A 19,806-nucleotide genomic window follows, 5' to 3' on the forward strand; every position below is an offset into this window, starting at 1 on the left:
AAAGTTAGATAATAAAGCATTGTCTCAGTAACTATTACAATGAGACGATGCTTTATTGTTTAAAGAACATATGAAAGAAGAGGATTTAATAATCTCCCCTGCCAAATTTTTTTACTTTTGTACTTACTGAAACATTAATTTTTGATTTAGATACTATTTCATTCCAATCTACCCCTGAGCTACGTCCATATTTTGCAGCCGCTACTCTACCTAGCTCTAGCATATCTGTTTTATATTGATTTTGCATTTTACTAATGAACTCTTTACACATTTTTTCGATTTTATCGCTCATTTCTTTCTCAAAAGCTTCTATTTTATCTGGTGAATTTGAAAGATCATAATAGATGTTATTGCTTATAACATCACCAGAAAGCTTTATGTCTATATTAAATATATATTCATCCTCTTTCTTAACACAACTTACTTTTCGTTTAGATTTGGCATAGAAATCTATATATTCTTTCGAGCTTTTTTGTATGCTAAGAATTCCCATGACATTTTTTTCTCTTAGTATGTTCATTAATTTTGTATTGTAAATGTCTAGTACTGTAACCAACTTATCCTTCTTGAAAACAGCCATACCATTTATTTTCAATTTATTATCTTTAATTTCTATAAAAGGCAGGACTACATTTCTACCTTCACTATCTAATCTCACATATATATCCATAAGTTTATAATTATTAGAAAAGAAATTATAAGTAGAAAGGCCTCTAACCATTCCCTCAATATAGTCTCCTGAGTTTGAATAGCCTTCTACGGGGAAATTTACTGTATCCTTAGATTCTCCTTTACAAACGACGCACAGAGTATTATCTGTAACAGTTTCTGTGGCAAACAGTATATCTATAAGATTTGTTATACCATAATTAGCCATAGCTTCCCCTATTACCATAACTTTTTCTAATCCTGGTAAAAATCTTGAGGACTCTTGAAGTTGTCTATCTTCTCTAGTTTTTCCAATAGTAGTTCCTTCTCCTTCTAGGACAAAATTTTTATTTAGTTTGTTATTGGAGTAATTATATACAGAGGACTGGAATTTATACTTTACGGTGTCTTTTGTAATCATTTCTATGTCAGCACCAATTATAGCTGGGATTCCTAATGCTTCTATAGGTACAAAAGTATTTCCTACTATAAAGAAGATATATAGTGATATAGAAATTAAGATTATTGAAATTAATTTTCTGAAACTCATGATTTAGCCTTCTTGTAAATATATTTATTTTTTTTGTTTAGATATATAAGAAAAACTAATATTAATACGTATAATATATTAAATATTATAAATATATTTGAAACTGTCCCCAAGGTAAGGGTTCTAAACTTATTTTTAGATAGCACTAGTGAGAATGCAAAAGAAAATGGTATTAAAATTATTAGTATGATTTTTTTATTAACTTTAGTTATATTAGATAATACGTTAATAGAAGCAAATAAATTATTCGATAAAGATTTGTAAACTACAAAAGCCCATACAAAAATCAAGATATACATAAAGTTATTTATTACCTTTATATTTACGCTTTCATATACATATATAAAAGGCCAGTTAGATTTTTGGCTTACCTCTACACCTAGATAAAGTACAGTTATTAAGCAACATAGTATCCACACTACACTACTGAATGATACAGCTAATAATGACCATTTTTTTATGCCCTTTGAAGGCGATACAAAAGGATAAAAATATAAAAGTATCTCCGGACCTAAATAAAAATAAAAGGTTTGTTTAGAGGCTTTTATTATATTTTTTAGTCCAGATCCTAATATAGGCTGTATATTTAATATATCTAAATATTTAAAAGAAAAAAGTGATAGTGCAATTAAAAATGCTAAAAGATAAACGGAAATTTCATTTACTTTGGCTAAGGTTTCTATGTCTTTACTTATAGTATATATAGATACAATAAAGGCAACAATTAAGATTTTTACAGGTGTTAAAAACCCTACTACATAGGTAGAGAACATTATTATAAAATCTCCCATCATAGATATAAAGAAAAATATGTATTGAATAATAAAGAAAAAACAGGTTATAGAGCCTATAAGATTGCCTAAGTACATTTTAGATATGGAAGCTATGCCTTTTGTTTCAGCATTATTTATTATATATACGCAAAGCAGAGTAATAGTAAAGGGATATATAAGGCCAAGTATAGCTGATATCCATGCATCTTGTTTTGCTATTTTTATAAGAGCACTTGGTAATCTAAAAAAACCAGGACCAATTAAAGTTCCTACTAATATGAAAAACAAGTGGTGAGGAGGTATTGTAGATGTATTATTCATTTTTATTCCTCCTAAAGTATTTTCTAAAATTATTTTGTCTAGCGGTATCATTTATAGGAATTGCTTCAGGCCTTTTATTCATTTGCCATAAAGGAGCTCGAATAAATATATCTTTTAAATCATTTTTCCTTATAGAAAAATAAGGAATACCTAAAGATTTTAAAGAACAAAGATGCACCACAATAATGAACCAACCTGTGGAAACACCAAGAAACCCCATAGCATTTGCTAAGACTAACATAGGAAATCTTAAAAATCGTATACTTAGAGACATTTGATAATTTGGTATTAAAAAGGTTGCTACCACGGAGGTTCCTATTACAAGTAGGGTAGTAGGACTTACTACTTTAGATTCTACAGCTGTATTACCTATAATGATACCTCCAACTATACTTAAGGTTTGAGCTATTTTAGTTGGAAGGCGCAACCCACCTTCTCTTAAAAATTCAACTATTAATTCCATTAATAAAATTTCTAGAAAAGGACTTAAAGCTATACCTGTTCTAGATTGCACTATTGGTATTATAAACTTTATTGGAATCAGTTCTACATTATAACTTATAAGAGTCAAATATAAGGGAGATAAGGTTATTACTATAAATACTGCTAATAACCTCAGTACTCTTGGTAAATTGGAAATAGTAATTCTTTCATTATAATCCTCTATACCTTGAAAAAATTCAAAAAATAAAGCTGGAGCCGTAAGTACGCTGGGGGTACCATTCATTAATACTGCAATTCTCCCTTGTAATAAATTTGACTGAATTACGTCAGGTCTTTCTGTAGAATAGAATTGGGGAAAAGGGGAAAATGGACTATCTTCTATATATTGTTCTATCATTCCTGTATCGCTAATAAAGTCTACATCTATCTTTTCAAGCCTAGATTTTAATCTAGATAAAACATTTTTATCCACTATATCATCTACATACACTATGTATATTTCTGTTTGAGATCTTTTACCTATTTTTAAAGTTTCAGCTTTTAGATTTTTATCTTTTAAAAGTCTTTTTAGGATGCTCAAATTGACCTCTAAATTTTCTATAAAGCCTTCTCTTGAACCCCGTATGGAGGATTCATTTGGAGGGTCTGTTATAGATCTGTGGACACCTCCTATGGTATCTAAAATTATATAATCATCATAATAGTCTACAAATATAATTGATTTACCAAGTTTTAAACTCTCTATGACTTTATTAATATCTTTTGTCACTTCTGTATTAGACATAGGAATAAAATTTTCAGTGATGTATTTTAACATATCAGGACTTATGGGAATTTCTTCTTTTGTTCCTGTCATTAAAGGCGTTAACACATCTCTATCTATTATTGTCTTATCTGATAATCCATTTATATATACAAGCATTGCACTAATTTTATTAGTACCAATAACAAACCTCTTACAGATTACATCATTTTTTATTCCAAGTTCTGCAACTATTAAATTAAATTTTTTTGATATAGAATTCATAGTATCACCTAGATATAGTATTTATGGATAAAATAAATAATATACATTTTATAATAAAATGAGCCCCTGCTAAGCAGGAGCTACAAATTTTAAAATAAGTTTTAATATATATAAGTAAATATTATCATGTAAATAGGGATAAAGACTAAACTTATAGCTGTTGATAAAGTGGACATTAAGGTAGCATATTTATAGTTGCCGTTATAAGCCTTTGTGACTATAGCAACTTGAGTCATTACAGGTAAAGAAGCTTCTATTATGAATACTTTCTTCATTAAAACTGGTATAGGTGCAAAAGCTGCTAAGGACATTATAACCAAGGGTGAAACAACAAACCTCCCTAGAATTATCAGTATAGAAGATATATCCATCTTTATATCCTCTAATTTAAAAGAGCTTAGCGTCATACCTATGAATAAAGTGGACAGGGGAGTGGTAAGATTACCTATATATTTGCAGCTATCCATTATAGATTTTGGAAGCTTTACATTTAAAACAATTAATATTACTGAAATTATAAAAGCTATTAATGGCGGGGAGGATAAATTTTTTAGGGACTCTAAGGAAAATAACGAATGCTTTATTAAACCTCCATCCTTCTTTATGCCATATATTCCAATTGTCCAAAAAACCAAGGTATTTACTATGTAATATAGTAAAACATAGGGTACAGATATTTCTCCAAAAAGAGATATGCATATGGGTAGTCCAATAAAAATGGTATTGGATAAGGAGAACATGGTAGTAAAGGTTCCTACCTCATTTTTATTTATCTTAAACAGCTTTACAATAATAAAGCTAAGCATGTACATAATTATCATAGAAGCTAATGGAACCATAAGTCCCACTAAGGATTCACTTAAATTTTCCTTTGTAAAGTTAGATAATAAATTTGAAACCATAAAGGCAGGTAAAGAAACCTTAGTAACCATGTTAGAGAAAAGTCTTGAAGTTTCCTCTGTAAACCAACCCTTTTTAGTAAGATAAAAACCTAGCCCTATCATAATAAATATAGTGAGTACACTTTGAAGCGAGTCTAATATAACCATTTATAACATCCTTTCAGCATAATCAATTAATTTGTCCTTTGAATTTAAATCCGGATTTTCTAATACTAGCTCTAATAGTTTATTTAGTATTATTCCTATCTCTTTGCCAGGGTTAACACCTAAACTTATAATATCCTTTCCACTTATATTTAAGTCTTTTATAGATAGAGGCTCCTTAGAACCGATTATATTCTTTATCCTCTCTTCTACATTCAAAAGGCCTGTATAATCCATAGTATGGCTATGAGCTTTTAAATCAGCCTTTTTAAGCTCTAGCCACCTATCTATATTTTCCATACCTACTCTTGATATAAATTTTTTTATAGTAGAGGTCTTAGCCTCATTTAGTTCCATAGAATGTTCTTTGACCAATATCTTTACCCTATCTATAGTGTTATTATCAAATTTTAATCTTTTTAAGATTTCCTCAGCTTTTTCAGCAGAACCTACATTATGACCATAAAAATGACCAATACCTTTTTCATCTAAAGAAAAGCATTGAGGCTTTGATATGTCATGAAGCAAAGCTGATAATCTTAATATTAAGTCCTTAGGGCAATAATCCACTACCTCTAATATATGATGGAAAACATCTTTATCATGGTGAGGATTGTACTGGTTAAAGCCTAGGCATCGCTTTAGCTCCGGAAGTACTATTTCTAATATATTTGTATCTTTAAGCAATATAAAACCTTGAGAGGGAGTTTCGCTAAGAAGTATTTTGCATAATTCATCCCGAATACGTTCAAAGCTTATATTTTTAATTAATCTATGATTTAGCTTTATACTCACTAAGGTTCCTTGCTCTATTTCAAAGTTTAACTGACATTTAAATCTTATGGCTCTAAGCATTCTTAAGGCATCTTCCTGGAAGCGTTTATTAGGTTCTCCTACGCACCTAATGGTATGATTTTTTAAGTCTTCTAATCCTTTGAAAGGATCTTTTAGGCCTCTATTTTCACTATAAGCCATGGCGTTTATAGTAAAATCTCTTCTAGATAAGTCTTCCTCTAGTGATGAAACAAAATTTACCTCAGAAGGATGTCTATTATCTATATAATCCCCTTCAGTCCTATAGGTGGTAACTTCAAAGGATTCTTCCTCTAATACCACTGTAATAGTGCCATGTTGAAGCCCTGTAGGTACTGTTTTATGAAATATATTCATTACTTCTTTGGGTTTAGCCTTAGTGGTTATATCCCAATCCTGAGGGGTTTTGAATAAAAGAGAGTCTCTTATGCACCCACCTACAGCAAAGGCTTCAAAACCGCTATTTTCTAATTTGTTTATTATATAATTAACCTTTTCTGGAATAATAATCATAGTTTACTCCTATAAATATAATATTTTGTATACTATCTATAATTATAGTATACAATTATTTAAAATTTTATTGTATATATCATATTAAAAGATTATTTGCATAATGAATATATAAAGTAATTATATATATTTATGATATAATTATTTCATCAATAAAAATAAAAAGGAATGATTTAATAATGGAAGCTAGAAAAATAAATGAATTTGAGGCTGGTATTAGAGTTGAAGGCTTTTTTATGATAAAAACAGTAGATTGTAAAATCACTAATTCTAATAATAAAAAGTATTTAGACTTTGTATTATGCGATAAAACAGGAGAAATAAGCGCAAAGCTTTGGGAATTATCAGAGGGTGAAGAAGAACAATATAAAAGCAATACCATAATAAAGGTTAGAGGATCTATATTGTCCTGGCAAAATAATCTTCAGTTAAAAATAGAAAAATTGAGGAATGCAGAAGCTAGTGACGATGTTAGAGTAGAAGAGTTTGTTCCTACTGCTCCTTTTCAACCTGAGGAAATGTTTCAAAGGATTAAGAATTACATAGATAATATGATAAATGAAGATATAAAAAATATTGTAGGTATAATATTTGAACAAAATAAAGATAAATTAAACTATTATCCTGCTGCAAAGAAAAATCATCATGCCATAAGATCAGGATTGTTATATCACATTATGACCATGCTTAAGGCTGGAGATAAGCTTTGTGAAGTATATGATTTCTTAAATAAGGATTTACTTTTTGCTGGAGTGATTCTTCATGATATGGCAAAGCTATATGAAATGGAAGCTAATGATCTAGGTATAGTTAACGAATATACTATAGAAGGCCAACTTCTAGGTCATATAACTCAAGGCATTAAGAATATAGAATTAGTAGCAGAGTCTATAGGCGCTGATAAGGAGGTCACTATGCTTTTACAGCACATGGTATTATCTCATCATTATGAGCCTGAATATGGAAGTCCTGTAAAGCCTATGATAGCAGAAGCTGAAATGCTTCACTATTTAGACATAATAGATGCAAGAATGTATGATATTAAAAAGGTTACTAGAGACACTAAAGCGGGAGATTTTTCAGAAAGGTTATGGTCCTTAGATAATAGAAGAATTTATAAACCAATGTTACATCAATAAAATATGTTCAATTGCATTACATAAAATGGTATAATTTATATAGTTGAATTTTGGAGGGATTATGATGAAAAAAATGAATTTTTTCGAGAAGATTTATAAAAGTATCTCTGATTTTAAAGCCTACATTTATTTTAAAAAAGAGAGTACAGGAAAAGCCTTTTTATATCTATTTTTATTAACACTAACTGTAGGATTGCTCAGTGTTATAAGACCGGTATATGAGTATAACAAGGTTATCAATAATTTAGTAACTGGTTTTGAAACTAGTGTAAATGATTTTACTTTCCAAAATGGCAAGTTAGATGTTAAGTCGGATGAGCCTATAATTATTGAAAATGAAAAGGATGGAGTAATAATAATAGATACTAAAGGAAAATATGATAAAAGCGTTTTGGATAAGTATGATAGAGGAATTTTAGTGCTACAAGATGGATGGTATAACAAAAGGAGTAGTATGCAGATTGAAGAATTCAGATTTGACCAGTTTAATTTAAGTTTTACAAAGGAAGATGTCAAAGAAATAATTCCAGCTTTAAAGGTTTTAACTGTTTTTATGATAATTTTTATGCCTATATGGTTTTTTATAAAGAATATGGTTACCGCTTTAATAGTAGCCTTGTTTGGTATGATAATATGTTCTATAAAGAAAACAGAAGAGAGCTATGGAACTCTTTATAAATTAAGTATTTATGCTTTAACTTTGCCCGCTATAGTACAGTTGATACTTACCAGCGTAAAGGTAGCCGTGCCTCATTCCTATAAATTATACTGTTTATTAGGCATGATCTATCTATGGTTTGCTATAGATGCTATAAAAGAGGAAAAGGCAGAATTAGAGATACAGTAGAGAATATTTTATTTTTAAGTTAAGATAATATATAATGAAAAATTTAAAATATTTAAAATAATAACACAAAGGAGAGTTAGCATGTCAAAAGTAATAGAGAAATTTTTAAAATACGTAAAAATTGATACAAAATCCGACGAAAATACAGGGACTACACCAAGCACTCCAGGGCAGATGATATTAGCTAAGGAGCTAGGAAAAGAATTAGAAGAAATGGGGATGGCGGATGTATCTGTAGATGAAAATGGTTATGTAATGGCTACGTTACCTTCAAATATAGATAAAAAGGTTCCAACTATAGGATTTATTGCACATATGGATACTTCTCCTGATATGAGTGGTAAGGACGTAAATCCTCAATTTGTAGAAAACTATGATGGTGGAGATATAGTGCTAAATAAAGAAAATAATATAATTCTATCTCCAAAGGATTTTCCAGAGCTTAAAGAGTATATTGGAAAAACACTGATAACTACAGATGGAACTACTCTTTTAGGAGCTGACGACAAGGCAGGGGTAGCTGAAATAATGGCTGCAATAGAGTACTTAATTCAAAATCCTAAAATTAAGCATGGTACTATAAAAATAGCTTTTACTCCTGATGAGGAAATAGGAGAAGGAGCTAACCATTTTGATGTAGAAAAATTTAATGCAGATCTAGCATATACTATGGATGGTGGTAAAATAGGAGAATTAGAATATGAAAACTTTAATGCTGCAGGGGCAAAGGTTTTTATACAGGGAAGAAATGTTCATCCAGGCTATGCTAAGAATAAAATGATAAATTCAATGCTTATAGCTAATGAATTTATAGCTATGCTGCCACAAAATGAAGTACCAGAAAAAACAGAAAACTATGAAGGATTTTATCATTTAGTTGGATATAAGGGAGAGGTTGAGAGCTCAACTATTCAATTTATAATAAGAGATTTTCATAAGGATTCCTTTGAAGCAAGAAAAGAAAATATGTTTACTATAGCCAAGAAGTTAAATGAAAAGTATGGAATGGAGTTAGTAAAGGTAGAATTAAAAGATCAATATTATAATATGAGAGAAAAAGTAGAGCCTGTTAAATATATAGTGGATAATGCACTAAAGGCTATGGAGGAGGTAGGTGTTAAACCTATAGTAAGACCTATAAGAGGAGGAACAGATGGAGCTAGACTTTCCTTTATGGGATTGCTAACACCTAATATATTCGCTGGAGGGGAAAACTTCCACGGTAAATTTGAATATATACCAACTCATTCCATGGAGAAGGCTGTAGAGGTTATATTAAAAATAGTAGAGATTTATACAAGATAATATTTAAAAGAAAAGCTCACGGCTAAAAGGTTTAGCGTAAGCTTTTCTTTTAATTTGCTTATTTAGCGGGAGTATCGTACATAATCTCAAAATATCCTTGAGGATATTTACAGGCTGGGCAAACCTTTGGAGCTTCATTTGCTTCAAAAATAAAGCCACAGTTTCTACATTTCCAGAATTGAAGAGAATCAGACTTATATAAATTGTCTTCTTTCATTCTATTATGAAGGTCTAAATATCTTTGTTCATGGCTTTTTTCAATCTCTATAATTTTTCTTAAAGCAAATTCTATTTCAGGGAAGCCTTCTTCCTTTGCTATATCAGCAAACTGAGGATAAGCTGTTCCCCACTCTTCTTTTTCCCCTTCAGCGGCATAAAGAAGATTTTCTTCAGTGTTACCAATACCTATAGGATAGTCGCCATCTACCTTTATATGTACTTTTCCTAAGCCCTGAATTAAAAAGTCATAGAACACTTTTGCGTGGGATACCTCGTTTTCCGCAGTTTCTTCAAATATAGCAGCTACATGCTCGTGACCTTCCTTATGAGCAACTTGAGCATAATAGGTGTATCTGCTTCTTGCTTGAGACTCTCCAGCAAAGGCAGCAGCTAAATTTAAGGCAGTTTTTGTACCAACTAAGCTTTTCATAAATATCTTCCTTTCTATGAATGTTACTTAGTTAGTATTTACCTTAAAAATAGGGTTTATACGTTTCTATTTTCGCCTATAAAGAATAATGCAATGGTGCCAGGACCAGAGTGAGAACCTATCACTGGACCTATATAGTTAATCATAAAATTTTTAACACCATGCTCTTTTTCAATGATTTCTTTTAAGGTTAATGCTTCCTGTAGACAATCCCCATGGCTTATAAAGACCATTTGATTTTCTGGATCTACTGCGTGGTTGCTAAATTTTTCTGCTAAGGTTTTAATTGCTTTCTTTCTGCCTTTTACCTTGGATATAGGTATAAGCTTTCCTTCATCATTTACATTTAATATAGGCTTAATATCTAGAATAGTACCTATAGCAGCACTGGCAGCAGAGACTCTACCCCCTCTTTTTAAATGATTTAAGTCATCCACTGTGAACCAATGGTTAATCTTTAATTTATTGCTCTCAACCCAATGAACAATTTCTCCCTTTGAGGCTCCATTTTTAAGCATTTCTACAGCATAATAAACTATAAGTCCTTCTCCCATAGAGGCAGAACGAGTATCTATTACAGATATGTCTGCATTAGGATTTTCTGACAATATTTCTTCTTTTGCAATTAAGGCGCTATTATAAGTTCCGCTTAAGGCAGAAGAAAAGGCAAGGTATATAATAGATTTACCTGCATCCAGATGCTTCTTAAACTCTTCTACAAATCTATAAGAGTTAATTTGAGCTGTGGTTGGCATTTCTCCATTTCTTACTTCTCTATAGAATTCATCATAGGGAATAGTTTTTCCAAAGTCTTCAATAAAGTCTTTACCCTTGAAGTTACAAATTATCCCTAAGGCAGAAATACTATTTTCCTCAATATATTTTAAAGGCAAATCACAGCATGAATCAGTAATTATAACAGTATTCATAAACAAATCTCCTTATTCATTATTGATATAAATGTATGGTTTTGGAATTGTGTTTATTTAATTATATATCAAAAATTATGCATTTAAAAGTTCAGATAACTTCTCTTCTATATAATCAACCAATTCCTTTTCACCAATATAAGTATTATCATCAAAGTCGCTAGGCTTTACTCTAAAGAAGTTTATTATAAGCTTATTTTCATTAATTATATATTCTTCTAAATGTAGAGGAGAGAAGATAACCTCCAGCTCTTCGAATTTAGTATTCTCAATTTTGCTATTTAAAGAATCCATGGTGCTTTCTAGGTTTAATTTTTTTAAGGGTTTAATCATAAGATTTGTATATTCTAAATCCTCCATCATCCACATGTTGTTATTCCAGAATCTTTTTTCTTTTCTGCTGCCGGAAGACAATAACTCCCTATTTTTTATAGCACTTAATACCTTTCTTACGGACTCTGAACTGAATTCCTCACCATAGGCATAAGTAAGACCTGGCATATTAGCTACATCATAAAAGAACATTTCAGATACGTTTTCTCTATCATTTATGGCTTGCCAAAAATACAACATAGCTTCTATTACATCTAAATTAACTTTAATTCTCTTTAACATTTAAAGTCCCCCTCTTTAATTAATCTATGCTGATTAAATTTAATATATATTTTCTATAAAAAATTTAAAAAACCTTTAAAGATAAAAAAATTAAATAAAAGTCTTCAAAAAATTATAGAACCTTAGGTATAGCCTAAGGTTCTATAATTGGAGATAAAACAATGAATCAAACTAATTAATAAGTATTATAGGCCTTGGGGGGAACCTATATGTTCTTATTATACTAGTAATACGTTAAAAAACACTTAAAGTAATCTTAAAAATTTCTTAAATTTTACAAAACATAAGCATTAAATTTCCTAAAATTGCTCATAGTTTTATGAAATTATATCCATTGTCGAAAAAAAATACCATAATATGTGATGTGTTTAAGAGGAATTTAGATTATAATGGAGAATTTAATTATGATTGAAGTTATTATTAAAATATGAAAGAGTTGTCCTTGTTAATATTTATATTATTTTGCTTTAGAACTTGTATGAAGAGGGGATTTATTTATGGGGGTATTATATAGAATTGAGAAGGGCGATATAAGGAAATTAAGTTATAGTACATATAATTTACCAAAGCGATTAAAGCTTTTAGAGATGAGGCTTGATTATCTTTATGAAAACATTGAAGAGGCTATCTTCTCCATGTCTCAAAATTATAAAATTAAAAATTTTAATCTTGCATTCATAGAACTTTTGGATTATTCAAAAGAAGAGCTAATTGGCATGTCTATTTTTAATATTTTAGCAGAGGAAGATAGGTTAAGAATAAGATATGTTTTACTGAATAATATCAGAATGTCAACTATAGAAACCAGTTTAAAGTTTTTATGTAAAAATGGCTCTATAAAAAAGTTATCAGTGACGATAAAACAAATAGCTTTCAATGATATTGAGTTTATTATTAAAAATAATGACATGTTAGAGGAGAATTTTAAATTAGAACAATATATAAAAAATATTGAGAATAGATTAAATGAACTAGCTACATATGATAAACTAAAAACAGATTTTTTTACAAATATATCCCATGAACTAAGAACTCCTCTGAATGTAATTTTAGGTGTTATTCAGTTACATGAAAGTAATTATTCCCTTGGAGATAATGGATTAACAAATTCAAATAAATATATAAAAATAATGAAGCAAAATTGCTATAGATTACTTAGACTTATTAATAACCTAATAGATATAACAAAAATAGATGCTGGGTACTATAGCTTAAATAAAAAGAGTTGCAATATAGTAAGCATAGTAGAGGATATAACCATATCTGTGGTAGATTACGTTAGAAGTAAGGGAATCGAGATTGTATTTGATACAGAAATAGAAGAAAAGATAGTAGCCTGTGACCCGGATAAAATAGAACGTATAGTTATGAATTTATTATCTAATGCTATTAAATTCACTCCGCCAGGAGGAAGCATAAATGTAGATATCTTTGATAAGGGAGATAAGATAATTATATCTGTTAAGGATAGCGGTATAGGAATACCAGAAGATAAGCTTTTAGATGTTTTTAATAGATATATACAGGTAGGAGCTAACTGCTATAATTCAGTGCATGGAAGTGGTATAGGACTATCTCTTGTTAAATCTCTAATTGAAATGCATGGAGGAACAATAAGTCTTAAGAGTGAAGTAGGTATGGGGTCAGAATTCATCGTAGAATTGCCTTGTGAGTGTAATAGTGAAGGAAATTATGAATATAAGGATACTAGATTTATAAGTGAAAAGATAGAAAGTATAAATATTGAGTTTTCAGATATATATAGCTAAAAGGACTTATTTTAAAAAGTCCTTTGTTTTTTTGATAAATTGTCTATATATTTTATCAATTAAGACTATTCAAAAAATAAATTGGATATAAAATGGAATTCAACCTATAATTATAGGTGAGTTGGCTTTTTTATAAGTACAACTAATAATATTATTATATTGGGGGGTAACCATGGATATTTTAAGTATTGTGAAAAAGATTAATGAAATATTATGGAGTTATCTATTAATTTTCCTGCTGTGTGGTACAGGCATATTTTTTACTTTTAAACTAAGATTTGTGCAAATCAGAAAATTTGGAGAAGGCTTTAAGAGAGTATTTGGGGGGATAAAATTAAAGGGGGATAAGGCAGGGGTAGATGGAATGTCATCTTTCCAAGCTTTGGCTACAGCTATAGCGGCGCAGGTGGGCACAGGAAACTTAGCTGGAGCTGCAACGGCTATAGCAGCTGGTGGACCAGGAGCTATATTCTGGATGTGGCTTAGTGCTTTCTTTGGAATGTCTACTATATTTTCAGAAGCTATTTTGGCTCAAAAATTTAAAGAAAAAGTAGATGGAGAAGTTACAGGAGGTCCAGCTTATTATATAAGAAAAGGGCTAAACAGCAAATTCTTAGCAGGATTTTTCTCAATATCTATAATAGTAGCTCTTGGCTTTATGGGAAATATGGTTCAGTCAAATTCTATAGGTGACGCCTTTAATACATCCTTTGGAATACCTACATATGTAACAGGAATAGTAATAGCTATAATCGCTGGATTTATATTTATAGGAGGCGTAGGCAGAATCGCTTCTGTTACAGAAAAAATGGTACCTATAATGGCATTATTTTATATAGTAGGAAGTCTAATAATATTAATAATGAATTATGCAAACATATTACCTTCTTTCAAAATGATATTTGTTGGTGCTTTTAACCCTCAGGCGGTTATGGGGGGAGCTATAGGTGTAACGGTTAAACAGGCTGTTAGATATGGTGTAGCTAGAGGATTATTCTCAAATGAAGCTGGTATGGGATCTACTCCTCATGCTCATGCAGTAGCAAAGGTTAAACACCCTGTAGAGCAAGGAACAGTTGCAATAGTGAGTGTATTTATTGATACTTTTGTAATACTTTCTCTTACTGCACTTGTTATATTAACCACGGGGGCTTTAGATACTAAAACTACAGGTATAGCACTTACTCAAGAAGCTTTTGCAAGGGGCTTTGGTGGAAGTTTTGGACATAGCTTTATAGCTATATGCTTATTATTCTTTGCTTTCTCCACTATCATAGGATGGTATTTCTTCGGAGAAGCAAATGTTAAATATCTTTTCGGGAAAAAGGCTTTACCTATATACAGAATTCTAGTTGTAGCCTTCATAATAATAGGTTGTATGCTAAAGGTTGAGCTTGTATGGGAGCTTGCAGATACCTTTAATGGACTTATGGTAATACCTAACCTTATAGCGGTATTAGCACTGTCCTCTATAGTGTCTAAAACCATGAAAGAATACGAAAATATTAAAAGTTTAGATAAAGACAAATCAAAAAATTTAAATATGTAAATAATAGATGCTTTCAGTTTCGTTATTAAAATGAAGCTGGAAGCTTTTTATTTTTTGGCATATAATAAGTAGTAACTTAAAATATATACATTTTGAATGAGGTGATGCTGTGAAAGGTTTTTTCAATTTATCAAAAGAAGGGCACAAGCCAAAACACATGGCCTTAGATTTTATTAAATACATAGGACCGGGCTTATTGGTTACCGTAGGTTTCATAGATCCAGGAAACTGGGCTTCAAATCTATCCGCAGGTTCAGATTATGGATATAAGCTTTTATGGATGGTTACACTTTCCACTATCATGCTCATAGTTCTTCAGCACAATGCTGCACATTTAGGAATTGTAACAGGAAACTGTGTAGCCGAGGCAGTGACTAATTATATGAAGCCTAAGGTAGGAAGAGGTATACTTATTTCTGCACTACTAGCAGCTATTGCTACAGCTATGGCGGAGCTTTTAGGAGCGGCTATAGCCCTTAATATGCTTTTTAAAATACCTATAAAAATAGGAACTTTAATATCCTTAGTGGTGGTAGGCTGGATGCTATATAGTAATTCCTATAGGAAGCTAGAAAAGCTTATAATTGGATTTGTTTCTATCATAGGAATAGCATTTATATTTGAAGTATATATGGTGAATGTAAACTGGCAAGAGGCTATAAGAGGATGGTTTACACCTTCTTTTCCTAAAAATTCTATGCCTATTATAATGAGTGTGCTTGGAGCTGTGGTAATGCCTCATAACTTGTTTTTACATTCTGAGATAATACAAAGTAGACAATGGAATCTAAAAGATAAAGAGATAATGGAAAAACAACTAAAGTATGAATTTATGGATACTCTATTTTCTATGACCATAGGCTGGGCAATAAACAGCGCTATGATATTAGTAGCCGTTACCTTTTTCGCAAATAAGATCAGTGTTACAGAATTAGATCAGGCACACATAATGCTTCAACCTCTTTTAGGAAACTCTGCAGCCTTAATATTTGCCATAGCTTTACTTTTTGCAGGCATATCCTCCAGTGTAACAGCTGGTATGGCTGGAGCTAGCATATTCTCAGGGATGTTCTCGGAGCCCTATGATATAAATGATAAACATACTAAAATGGGAGTAGGAATAACCCTAATAGCAGCAGTATTTGTAATATTCTTTGTTAGTGATCCCTTTAAAGGTCTTGTATATTCCCAGATGCTCTTAAGCATACAATTACCATGGACTATTTTTACTCAGATATATTTAACTTCATCTAAAAGAGTTATGGGAGAATATAAAAATTCAACCATGGAAAATATAGTATTATGGATCATAGGGGCAATTGTAGCTATTTTAAATATAATGCTTCTAGTTACAGCTTTATTTGGAGCTTAAACTTAGAATAATATGCATTAAGAAAGCATAAAGTGTTAACAAATATCTTCTTAATGCATATATTATTATAAATTACATAATGGAGCGCATAGTAATTGATTATTGAAAAACTTATTGATTAATAAATAGTTTTATGATAATATATTAATGTTATATATGCGGTGGTAGCTCAGTTGGATAGAGTAGCTGGCTACGAACCAGTTGGTCGGGGGTTCGAATCCTCTCCGCCGCACCAAGTAGAATCAAGAGTTGAAGTAGTTAAACTCTTGATTCTTTTATTTTGACGGGGATTGAAAATAAATATGCTTTTAAGGTATTTTATATTAAATTTTGGATATAATATTGTATATCAATTAATTTTTATTAAAATTAATGCTTATTCAAGTTTTTGAATAAAAAATTACAAGTTTTATAACTTTAAGTTCTTGACTTTAATGTGAAATTGGCTTAAAATTAAATTGTAATTAGGAAATCCTTTGCCTGTTAAGTAAGGAACATTAAATTAGGAAATCCTTTGCCTATTAAGTAAGGAACATTAAATTAGGAAATCTCTTGCCTATTAAGTAGAGAACATTAAATTAAGCAAGATAGAGTGTCTATCTTGCTTTTGTTTTAGGAGAATGTATTATGAGTGTGGACAAGCTTGTGTTTTATAACGTTAAAGATGAATACATAGAGTATTTGATTGAAGTTGATGATAAGGTTATGTTTAATAAACCTGAAGATAATACAAGACCATATGTTGGATTTGTGCTTAAGATAGATGAACTTGATTATCTTGTTCCACTATCATCTAAATTAAGAAAAACAAATGATGTCACAACTATAATTCCAAATACATTTACTAAGGAGCAATTGGAAAGTGGAGAGTATAAGAATTTTCCTGAAAAAATAGCTATCATTAAGTTTAACTGTATGATACCAATTATTCCAGAAGTAATTAGTAAAATTAATCTGAATGAAATTGCAATTGATGAGGATGGACAAAAATATAGAGATCTTTTAGTTAAAGAAATCAACTTTTGTGCAGACAACAGAGATAGAATACTAAAAAAAGCAAGCAAGGCTTATAAAATTTATAATGAAAATAAGCCATATATGAAAGAAATAGTTGATTCATGCTGTGATTTTAAAAAGCTTGAGGAAGCTTGCAAAGAATACAAAAATAACTTAATAAAAAATGGACAAGCTTTAAAAGAGACTGCTGCTAGTGTAAATAATTTAAAAAAATAACAACCTGCATTAGTGCGAGGTTATTATTTTTTTGTAAAATACGCCTCAATACAAATATTGAATTAAAAGGCAAAGCTCGCTATTTGGTCTGGGATTTGCCTTTCATCATTTTATTTAGTTCGTTTACTGCCTGTTGTTGTATATCAGGCAAAATGTGAGAGTAAGTGCTTAATGTCAATTTAATATCACTATGACCTAATCTATCGGCAACTATCTTTGGATGCACATTGGCTTTCAAAAGTAATGTAGCATGGGTATGTCTATTATGGGGAGCTCCCCATAATAGACATACTTATGCCACTAGGCTATTTGAGAATGACGTACCATTGAAAACAGTACAAATACTAATTGGGCATAGCAATATAAAAATAACTGCAGACATTTATACTCATGTAATTCCAGAAGAAAAAATAAAAGCAACCGATAAGATAAATAGCTTATTTGCTTTATAGCTTATAAGCTATTTATTATTTACTCTTTTTTATTTATATTTATTATTGTGTTGTTTTATATATTTTATTTTGAGTTGTGTTACGGTTGTGTTATTTTGCATAAAAAAGACTTCCAATATTTCTTGGAAGTCTTGACATTGGTGCGGCGGAGAGGATTCGAACCCCCGACCAACTGGTTCGTAGACAAGTAACATTATTCTTAATCAATTTCAAATATGTTTTAGTGTTTTCCCGTCAGAGTTACCGTCATTTTTCGTTAATCTAATCGATACAAATTTCACTATTTTTATGATAACTACATTTTTATCTAACTGTCTTTTGTTAATATTGTTTTCTCCTTTTCTTTATTTAAAATTAAATTCTCGACAACTAAGATTCTTGATTTAAGGTATCCAACATCATTACATGAAACTTTTTTAATCATGTAAGAAAAAAAGAACAAGGTTATTAAAACAACTACAGCAATAAAAGCATATGACTTAAGAGCTTCTCCTAAATTATTTTCAGTTCCCTTACTAAACATAAATATAGTTATGTATGAACTTACTAATGATAGTATGCCAGTAGCGAATATCACAGTTAAAGGTAATATATAAGTATCATAAAACGCAGGTTTTCTTTCCCTTTCAAGCTTACCTTCTAAATGAATTTTTTCTCTTTTTAAGTCTATTAAAGAGAATTCTTTATAAACGCATTCCATTAAATATATCTCTTTATGATAAAGCTTGCATTCTTTATTTTCAATCTCATTTGTAATAGTAAATAACTTTACTTCAATAAATAATACCTTATTTTTAAATATTAACTTTCCTATGCTTTTCAAATCTTTAAATAATAAGATAAATATGTATATATAAGATAAATAAATAGCCTCTTTTATAGATATATAATTATTTTTACTTATAACATTGTACTCCAATAGCTTTTCATTAATAGGACCAACTGCAAATAATATCATTACTAATAATATAGGTATTATCAAAAAAACTATAATATAATCACTCTTCTCAATTTTTTCTATCTTACAAAATTCCACATCATATATTGGTATGCTTCTGTACAGCCTTCTAATGCCATATAATACCTTACATTTTTGCTTCTTAAAGTAAGAATACCTATAATAACCATTAATATAAACTAATGAAAAAGTCGTAAATAATAATATTATGAAAGAAAATATATTATTAAATATAAAACAACTTATTATTAAAGAAAATACTACTAATATTAATGCTGTTATATTAGGGCTACTCTTTTTCATATAACTTTTCTCCATTCTTAAACCATATAATTTCAGGAGTTATGTATTTTGGTTCGCCTGTATGTAGCTTAATAAATGCACCATAATCATACTTTAACTTATTTGCTTCTGATATATCTGTATAACACTTAAGTTTTAAGTGATCATATTTATAACTAATTCTACTTGTAGACTTTTTAACTTCTATAGCTAATATATTTTTCAAATTCGTTCCTCTTTTATGAACAATAATGTCTGGAAAAACAGACACTTCTTGATATTGTTCTTCAAAAACACTAGTTAAACTACCATTCTTATTTTCATCTCTATTTATATTGGCTAAGTCAGACTTTAATATTTGTATCTTTTTACAATTGCTTAGTTCATCGATATTTCTATTATATTCACAATCGATATCTAAAGAATTCCCTATTACATATTGTAAATGCTCTGCTAGCTTATGAGTTAACGCCCTCTCATTCACATCACATTTTAGCAAATAAAAATCCTTTATTCTCAATAATTCTAAAGCTGTAATTACTCTTCTTTCAATTTGTTTAAAATCCAAAATA

General features: G+C 30.0%; 18 protein-coding genes, 1 tRNA gene and 1 pseudogene. 9 read left to right on the forward strand and 11 right to left on the reverse strand.

Going from position 1 to position 19,806, the window contains the following annotated elements; genetic code table 11:
• Nucleotides 1-85 precede the first annotated feature (85 nt).
• The 5 genes from BN2665_RS01790 to BN2665_RS01810 all read right to left on the reverse strand — a co-directional run bounded on the left by BN2665_RS01790 (nucleotide 86) and on the right by BN2665_RS01810 (nucleotide 6,135).
• The gene (locus BN2665_RS01790; protein ID WP_055665407.1) at nucleotides 86-1,198 is read right to left on the reverse strand and encodes a Ger(x)C family spore germination protein; all 1,113 of its coding nucleotides are present in this window, start codon (nucleotides 1,196-1,198) and stop codon (nucleotides 86-88) included.
• Nucleotides 1,195-2,292, reverse strand: a complete 1,098-nt coding sequence (locus tag BN2665_RS01795; RefSeq protein WP_055665408.1) for a GerAB/ArcD/ProY family transporter — start codon at nucleotides 2,290-2,292, stop codon at nucleotides 1,195-1,197. Before BN2665_RS01795 ends, BN2665_RS01790 begins: the two co-directional genes overlap by 4 nt.
• Nucleotides 2,285-3,763 carry a spore germination protein gene (locus tag BN2665_RS01800; RefSeq protein WP_055665409.1) on the reverse strand — a complete coding sequence of 493 codons (1,479 nt, stop codon included), beginning with the start codon at nucleotides 3,761-3,763 and terminating at the stop codon, nucleotides 2,285-2,287. The genes BN2665_RS01795 and BN2665_RS01800 overlap by 8 nt, the downstream gene beginning before the upstream one ends.
• A 101-nt stretch (nucleotides 3,764-3,864) precedes the next feature.
• The gene (locus BN2665_RS01805; protein ID WP_055665410.1) at nucleotides 3,865-4,812 is read right to left on the reverse strand and encodes an AEC family transporter; all 948 of its coding nucleotides are present in this window, start codon (nucleotides 4,810-4,812) and stop codon (nucleotides 3,865-3,867) included.
• Nucleotides 4,813-6,135, reverse strand: a complete 1,323-nt coding sequence (locus tag BN2665_RS01810; RefSeq protein ID WP_055665411.1) for a CCA tRNA nucleotidyltransferase — start codon at nucleotides 6,133-6,135, stop codon at nucleotides 4,813-4,815.
• 179 nt (nucleotides 6,136-6,314) lie between these two features.
• Here BN2665_RS01810 and BN2665_RS01815 point away from each other — a divergent pair, with 179 nt between their 5' ends.
• The 3 genes from BN2665_RS01815 to pepT all read left to right on the forward strand — a co-directional run bounded on the left by BN2665_RS01815 (nucleotide 6,315) and on the right by pepT (nucleotide 9,426).
• Entirely contained in the window at nucleotides 6,315-7,274 is a 960-nt protein-coding gene (locus BN2665_RS01815; protein ID WP_055665412.1) for a 3'-5' exoribonuclease YhaM family protein, read from the forward strand.
• A gap of 64 nt (nucleotides 7,275-7,338) precedes the next feature.
• Nucleotides 7,339-8,121 carry a DUF1189 domain-containing protein gene (locus tag BN2665_RS01820; protein WP_055665413.1) on the forward strand — a complete coding sequence of 261 codons (783 nt, stop codon included), beginning with the start codon at nucleotides 7,339-7,341 and terminating at the stop codon, nucleotides 8,119-8,121.
• Nucleotides 8,122-8,202: 81 nt separating this feature from the next.
• Nucleotides 8,203-9,426 (forward strand): peptidase T, encoded by a 1,224-nt coding sequence (gene pepT, locus BN2665_RS01825; RefSeq protein WP_055665414.1) that lies wholly within the window; start codon nucleotides 8,203-8,205, stop codon nucleotides 9,424-9,426.
• A 58-nt stretch (nucleotides 9,427-9,484) separates the two neighbouring features.
• Here the strand turns inward: pepT and rbr are convergent, their stop codons facing one another.
• From rbr to BN2665_RS01840, 3 genes are all read right to left on the reverse strand, one after another.
• A complete protein-coding gene (rbr, locus tag BN2665_RS01830) occupies nucleotides 9,485-10,075 on the reverse strand; it encodes a rubrerythrin (RefSeq protein ID WP_055665415.1) in 591 nt (196 codons plus the stop codon).
• Between the two features lie 56 nt (nucleotides 10,076-10,131).
• On the reverse strand, nucleotides 10,132-11,004 hold the full coding sequence (locus BN2665_RS01835; RefSeq protein ID WP_055665416.1) for a DegV family protein: 873 nt from the start codon (nucleotides 11,002-11,004) through the stop codon (nucleotides 10,132-10,134).
• A gap of 75 nt (nucleotides 11,005-11,079) precedes the next feature.
• Nucleotides 11,080-11,619, reverse strand: a complete 540-nt coding sequence (locus BN2665_RS01840; protein ID WP_055665417.1) for a TDE2712 family protein — start codon at nucleotides 11,617-11,619, stop codon at nucleotides 11,080-11,082.
• A gap of 497 nt (nucleotides 11,620-12,116) precedes the next feature.
• On the opposite strand from BN2665_RS01840, the gene BN2665_RS01845 reads away from it, so the two are divergent.
• The 5 genes from BN2665_RS01845 (at nucleotide 12,117) to BN2665_RS01865 (ending at nucleotide 17,542) form a co-directional block, all read left to right on the forward strand.
• Nucleotides 12,117-13,388, forward strand: coding sequence for a PAS domain-containing sensor histidine kinase (locus BN2665_RS01845; protein ID WP_082435763.1), 1,272 nt, complete (start codon nucleotides 12,117-12,119; stop codon nucleotides 13,386-13,388).
• Nucleotides 13,389-13,560: 172 nt separating this feature from the next.
• Nucleotides 13,561-14,937: an alanine/glycine:cation symporter family protein gene (locus tag BN2665_RS01850; RefSeq protein WP_055665418.1), complete on the forward strand. Its 1,377-nt coding sequence runs from the start codon at nucleotides 13,561-13,563 to the stop codon at nucleotides 14,935-14,937.
• Nucleotides 14,938-15,094: 157 nt separating this feature from the next.
• Nucleotides 15,095-16,309: an Nramp family divalent metal transporter gene (locus BN2665_RS01855; RefSeq protein ID WP_055665555.1), complete on the forward strand. Its 1,215-nt coding sequence runs from the start codon at nucleotides 15,095-15,097 to the stop codon at nucleotides 16,307-16,309.
• A 158-nt stretch (nucleotides 16,310-16,467) separates the two neighbouring features.
• A tRNA-Arg gene (locus BN2665_RS01860) sits at nucleotides 16,468-16,544 on the forward strand.
• A 392-nt stretch (nucleotides 16,545-16,936) separates the two neighbouring features.
• A complete protein-coding gene (locus tag BN2665_RS01865) occupies nucleotides 16,937-17,542 on the forward strand; it encodes a type III toxin-antitoxin system ToxN/AbiQ family toxin (protein WP_055665419.1) in 606 nt (201 codons plus the stop codon).
• A 79-nt stretch (nucleotides 17,543-17,621) separates the two neighbouring features.
• On the opposite strand, the gene BN2665_RS26120 is transcribed toward BN2665_RS01865, so the two are convergent.
• Complete coding sequence (locus BN2665_RS26120) at nucleotides 17,622-17,768, reverse strand: hypothetical protein (protein ID WP_242865882.1); 147 nt, start codon at nucleotides 17,766-17,768, stop codon at nucleotides 17,622-17,624.
• A 58-nt stretch (nucleotides 17,769-17,826) separates the two neighbouring features.
• On the opposite strand from BN2665_RS26120, the pseudogene BN2665_RS01870 reads away from it, so the two are divergent.
• A pseudogene (locus BN2665_RS01870) lies at nucleotides 17,827-17,994 on the forward strand (tyrosine-type recombinase/integrase); the annotation flags it as partial.
• A gap of 307 nt (nucleotides 17,995-18,301) precedes the next feature.
• Here the strand turns inward: BN2665_RS01870 and BN2665_RS01875 are convergent.
• Complete coding sequence (locus BN2665_RS01875; protein WP_055665421.1) at nucleotides 18,302-19,255, reverse strand: hypothetical protein; 954 nt, start codon at nucleotides 19,253-19,255, stop codon at nucleotides 18,302-18,304.
• The gene (locus tag BN2665_RS01880) at nucleotides 19,242-19,802 is read right to left on the reverse strand and encodes a hypothetical protein (protein WP_055665422.1); all 561 of its coding nucleotides are present in this window, start codon (nucleotides 19,800-19,802) and stop codon (nucleotides 19,242-19,244) included. Before BN2665_RS01880 ends, BN2665_RS01875 begins: the two co-directional genes overlap by 14 nt.
• Between the last annotated feature and the right edge of the window lie 4 nt (nucleotides 19,803-19,806).

The organism is Desnuesiella massiliensis, assembly GCF_001403615.1.
GTDB lineage: Bacteria > Bacillota > Clostridia > Clostridiales > Clostridiaceae > Desnuesiella > Desnuesiella massiliensis.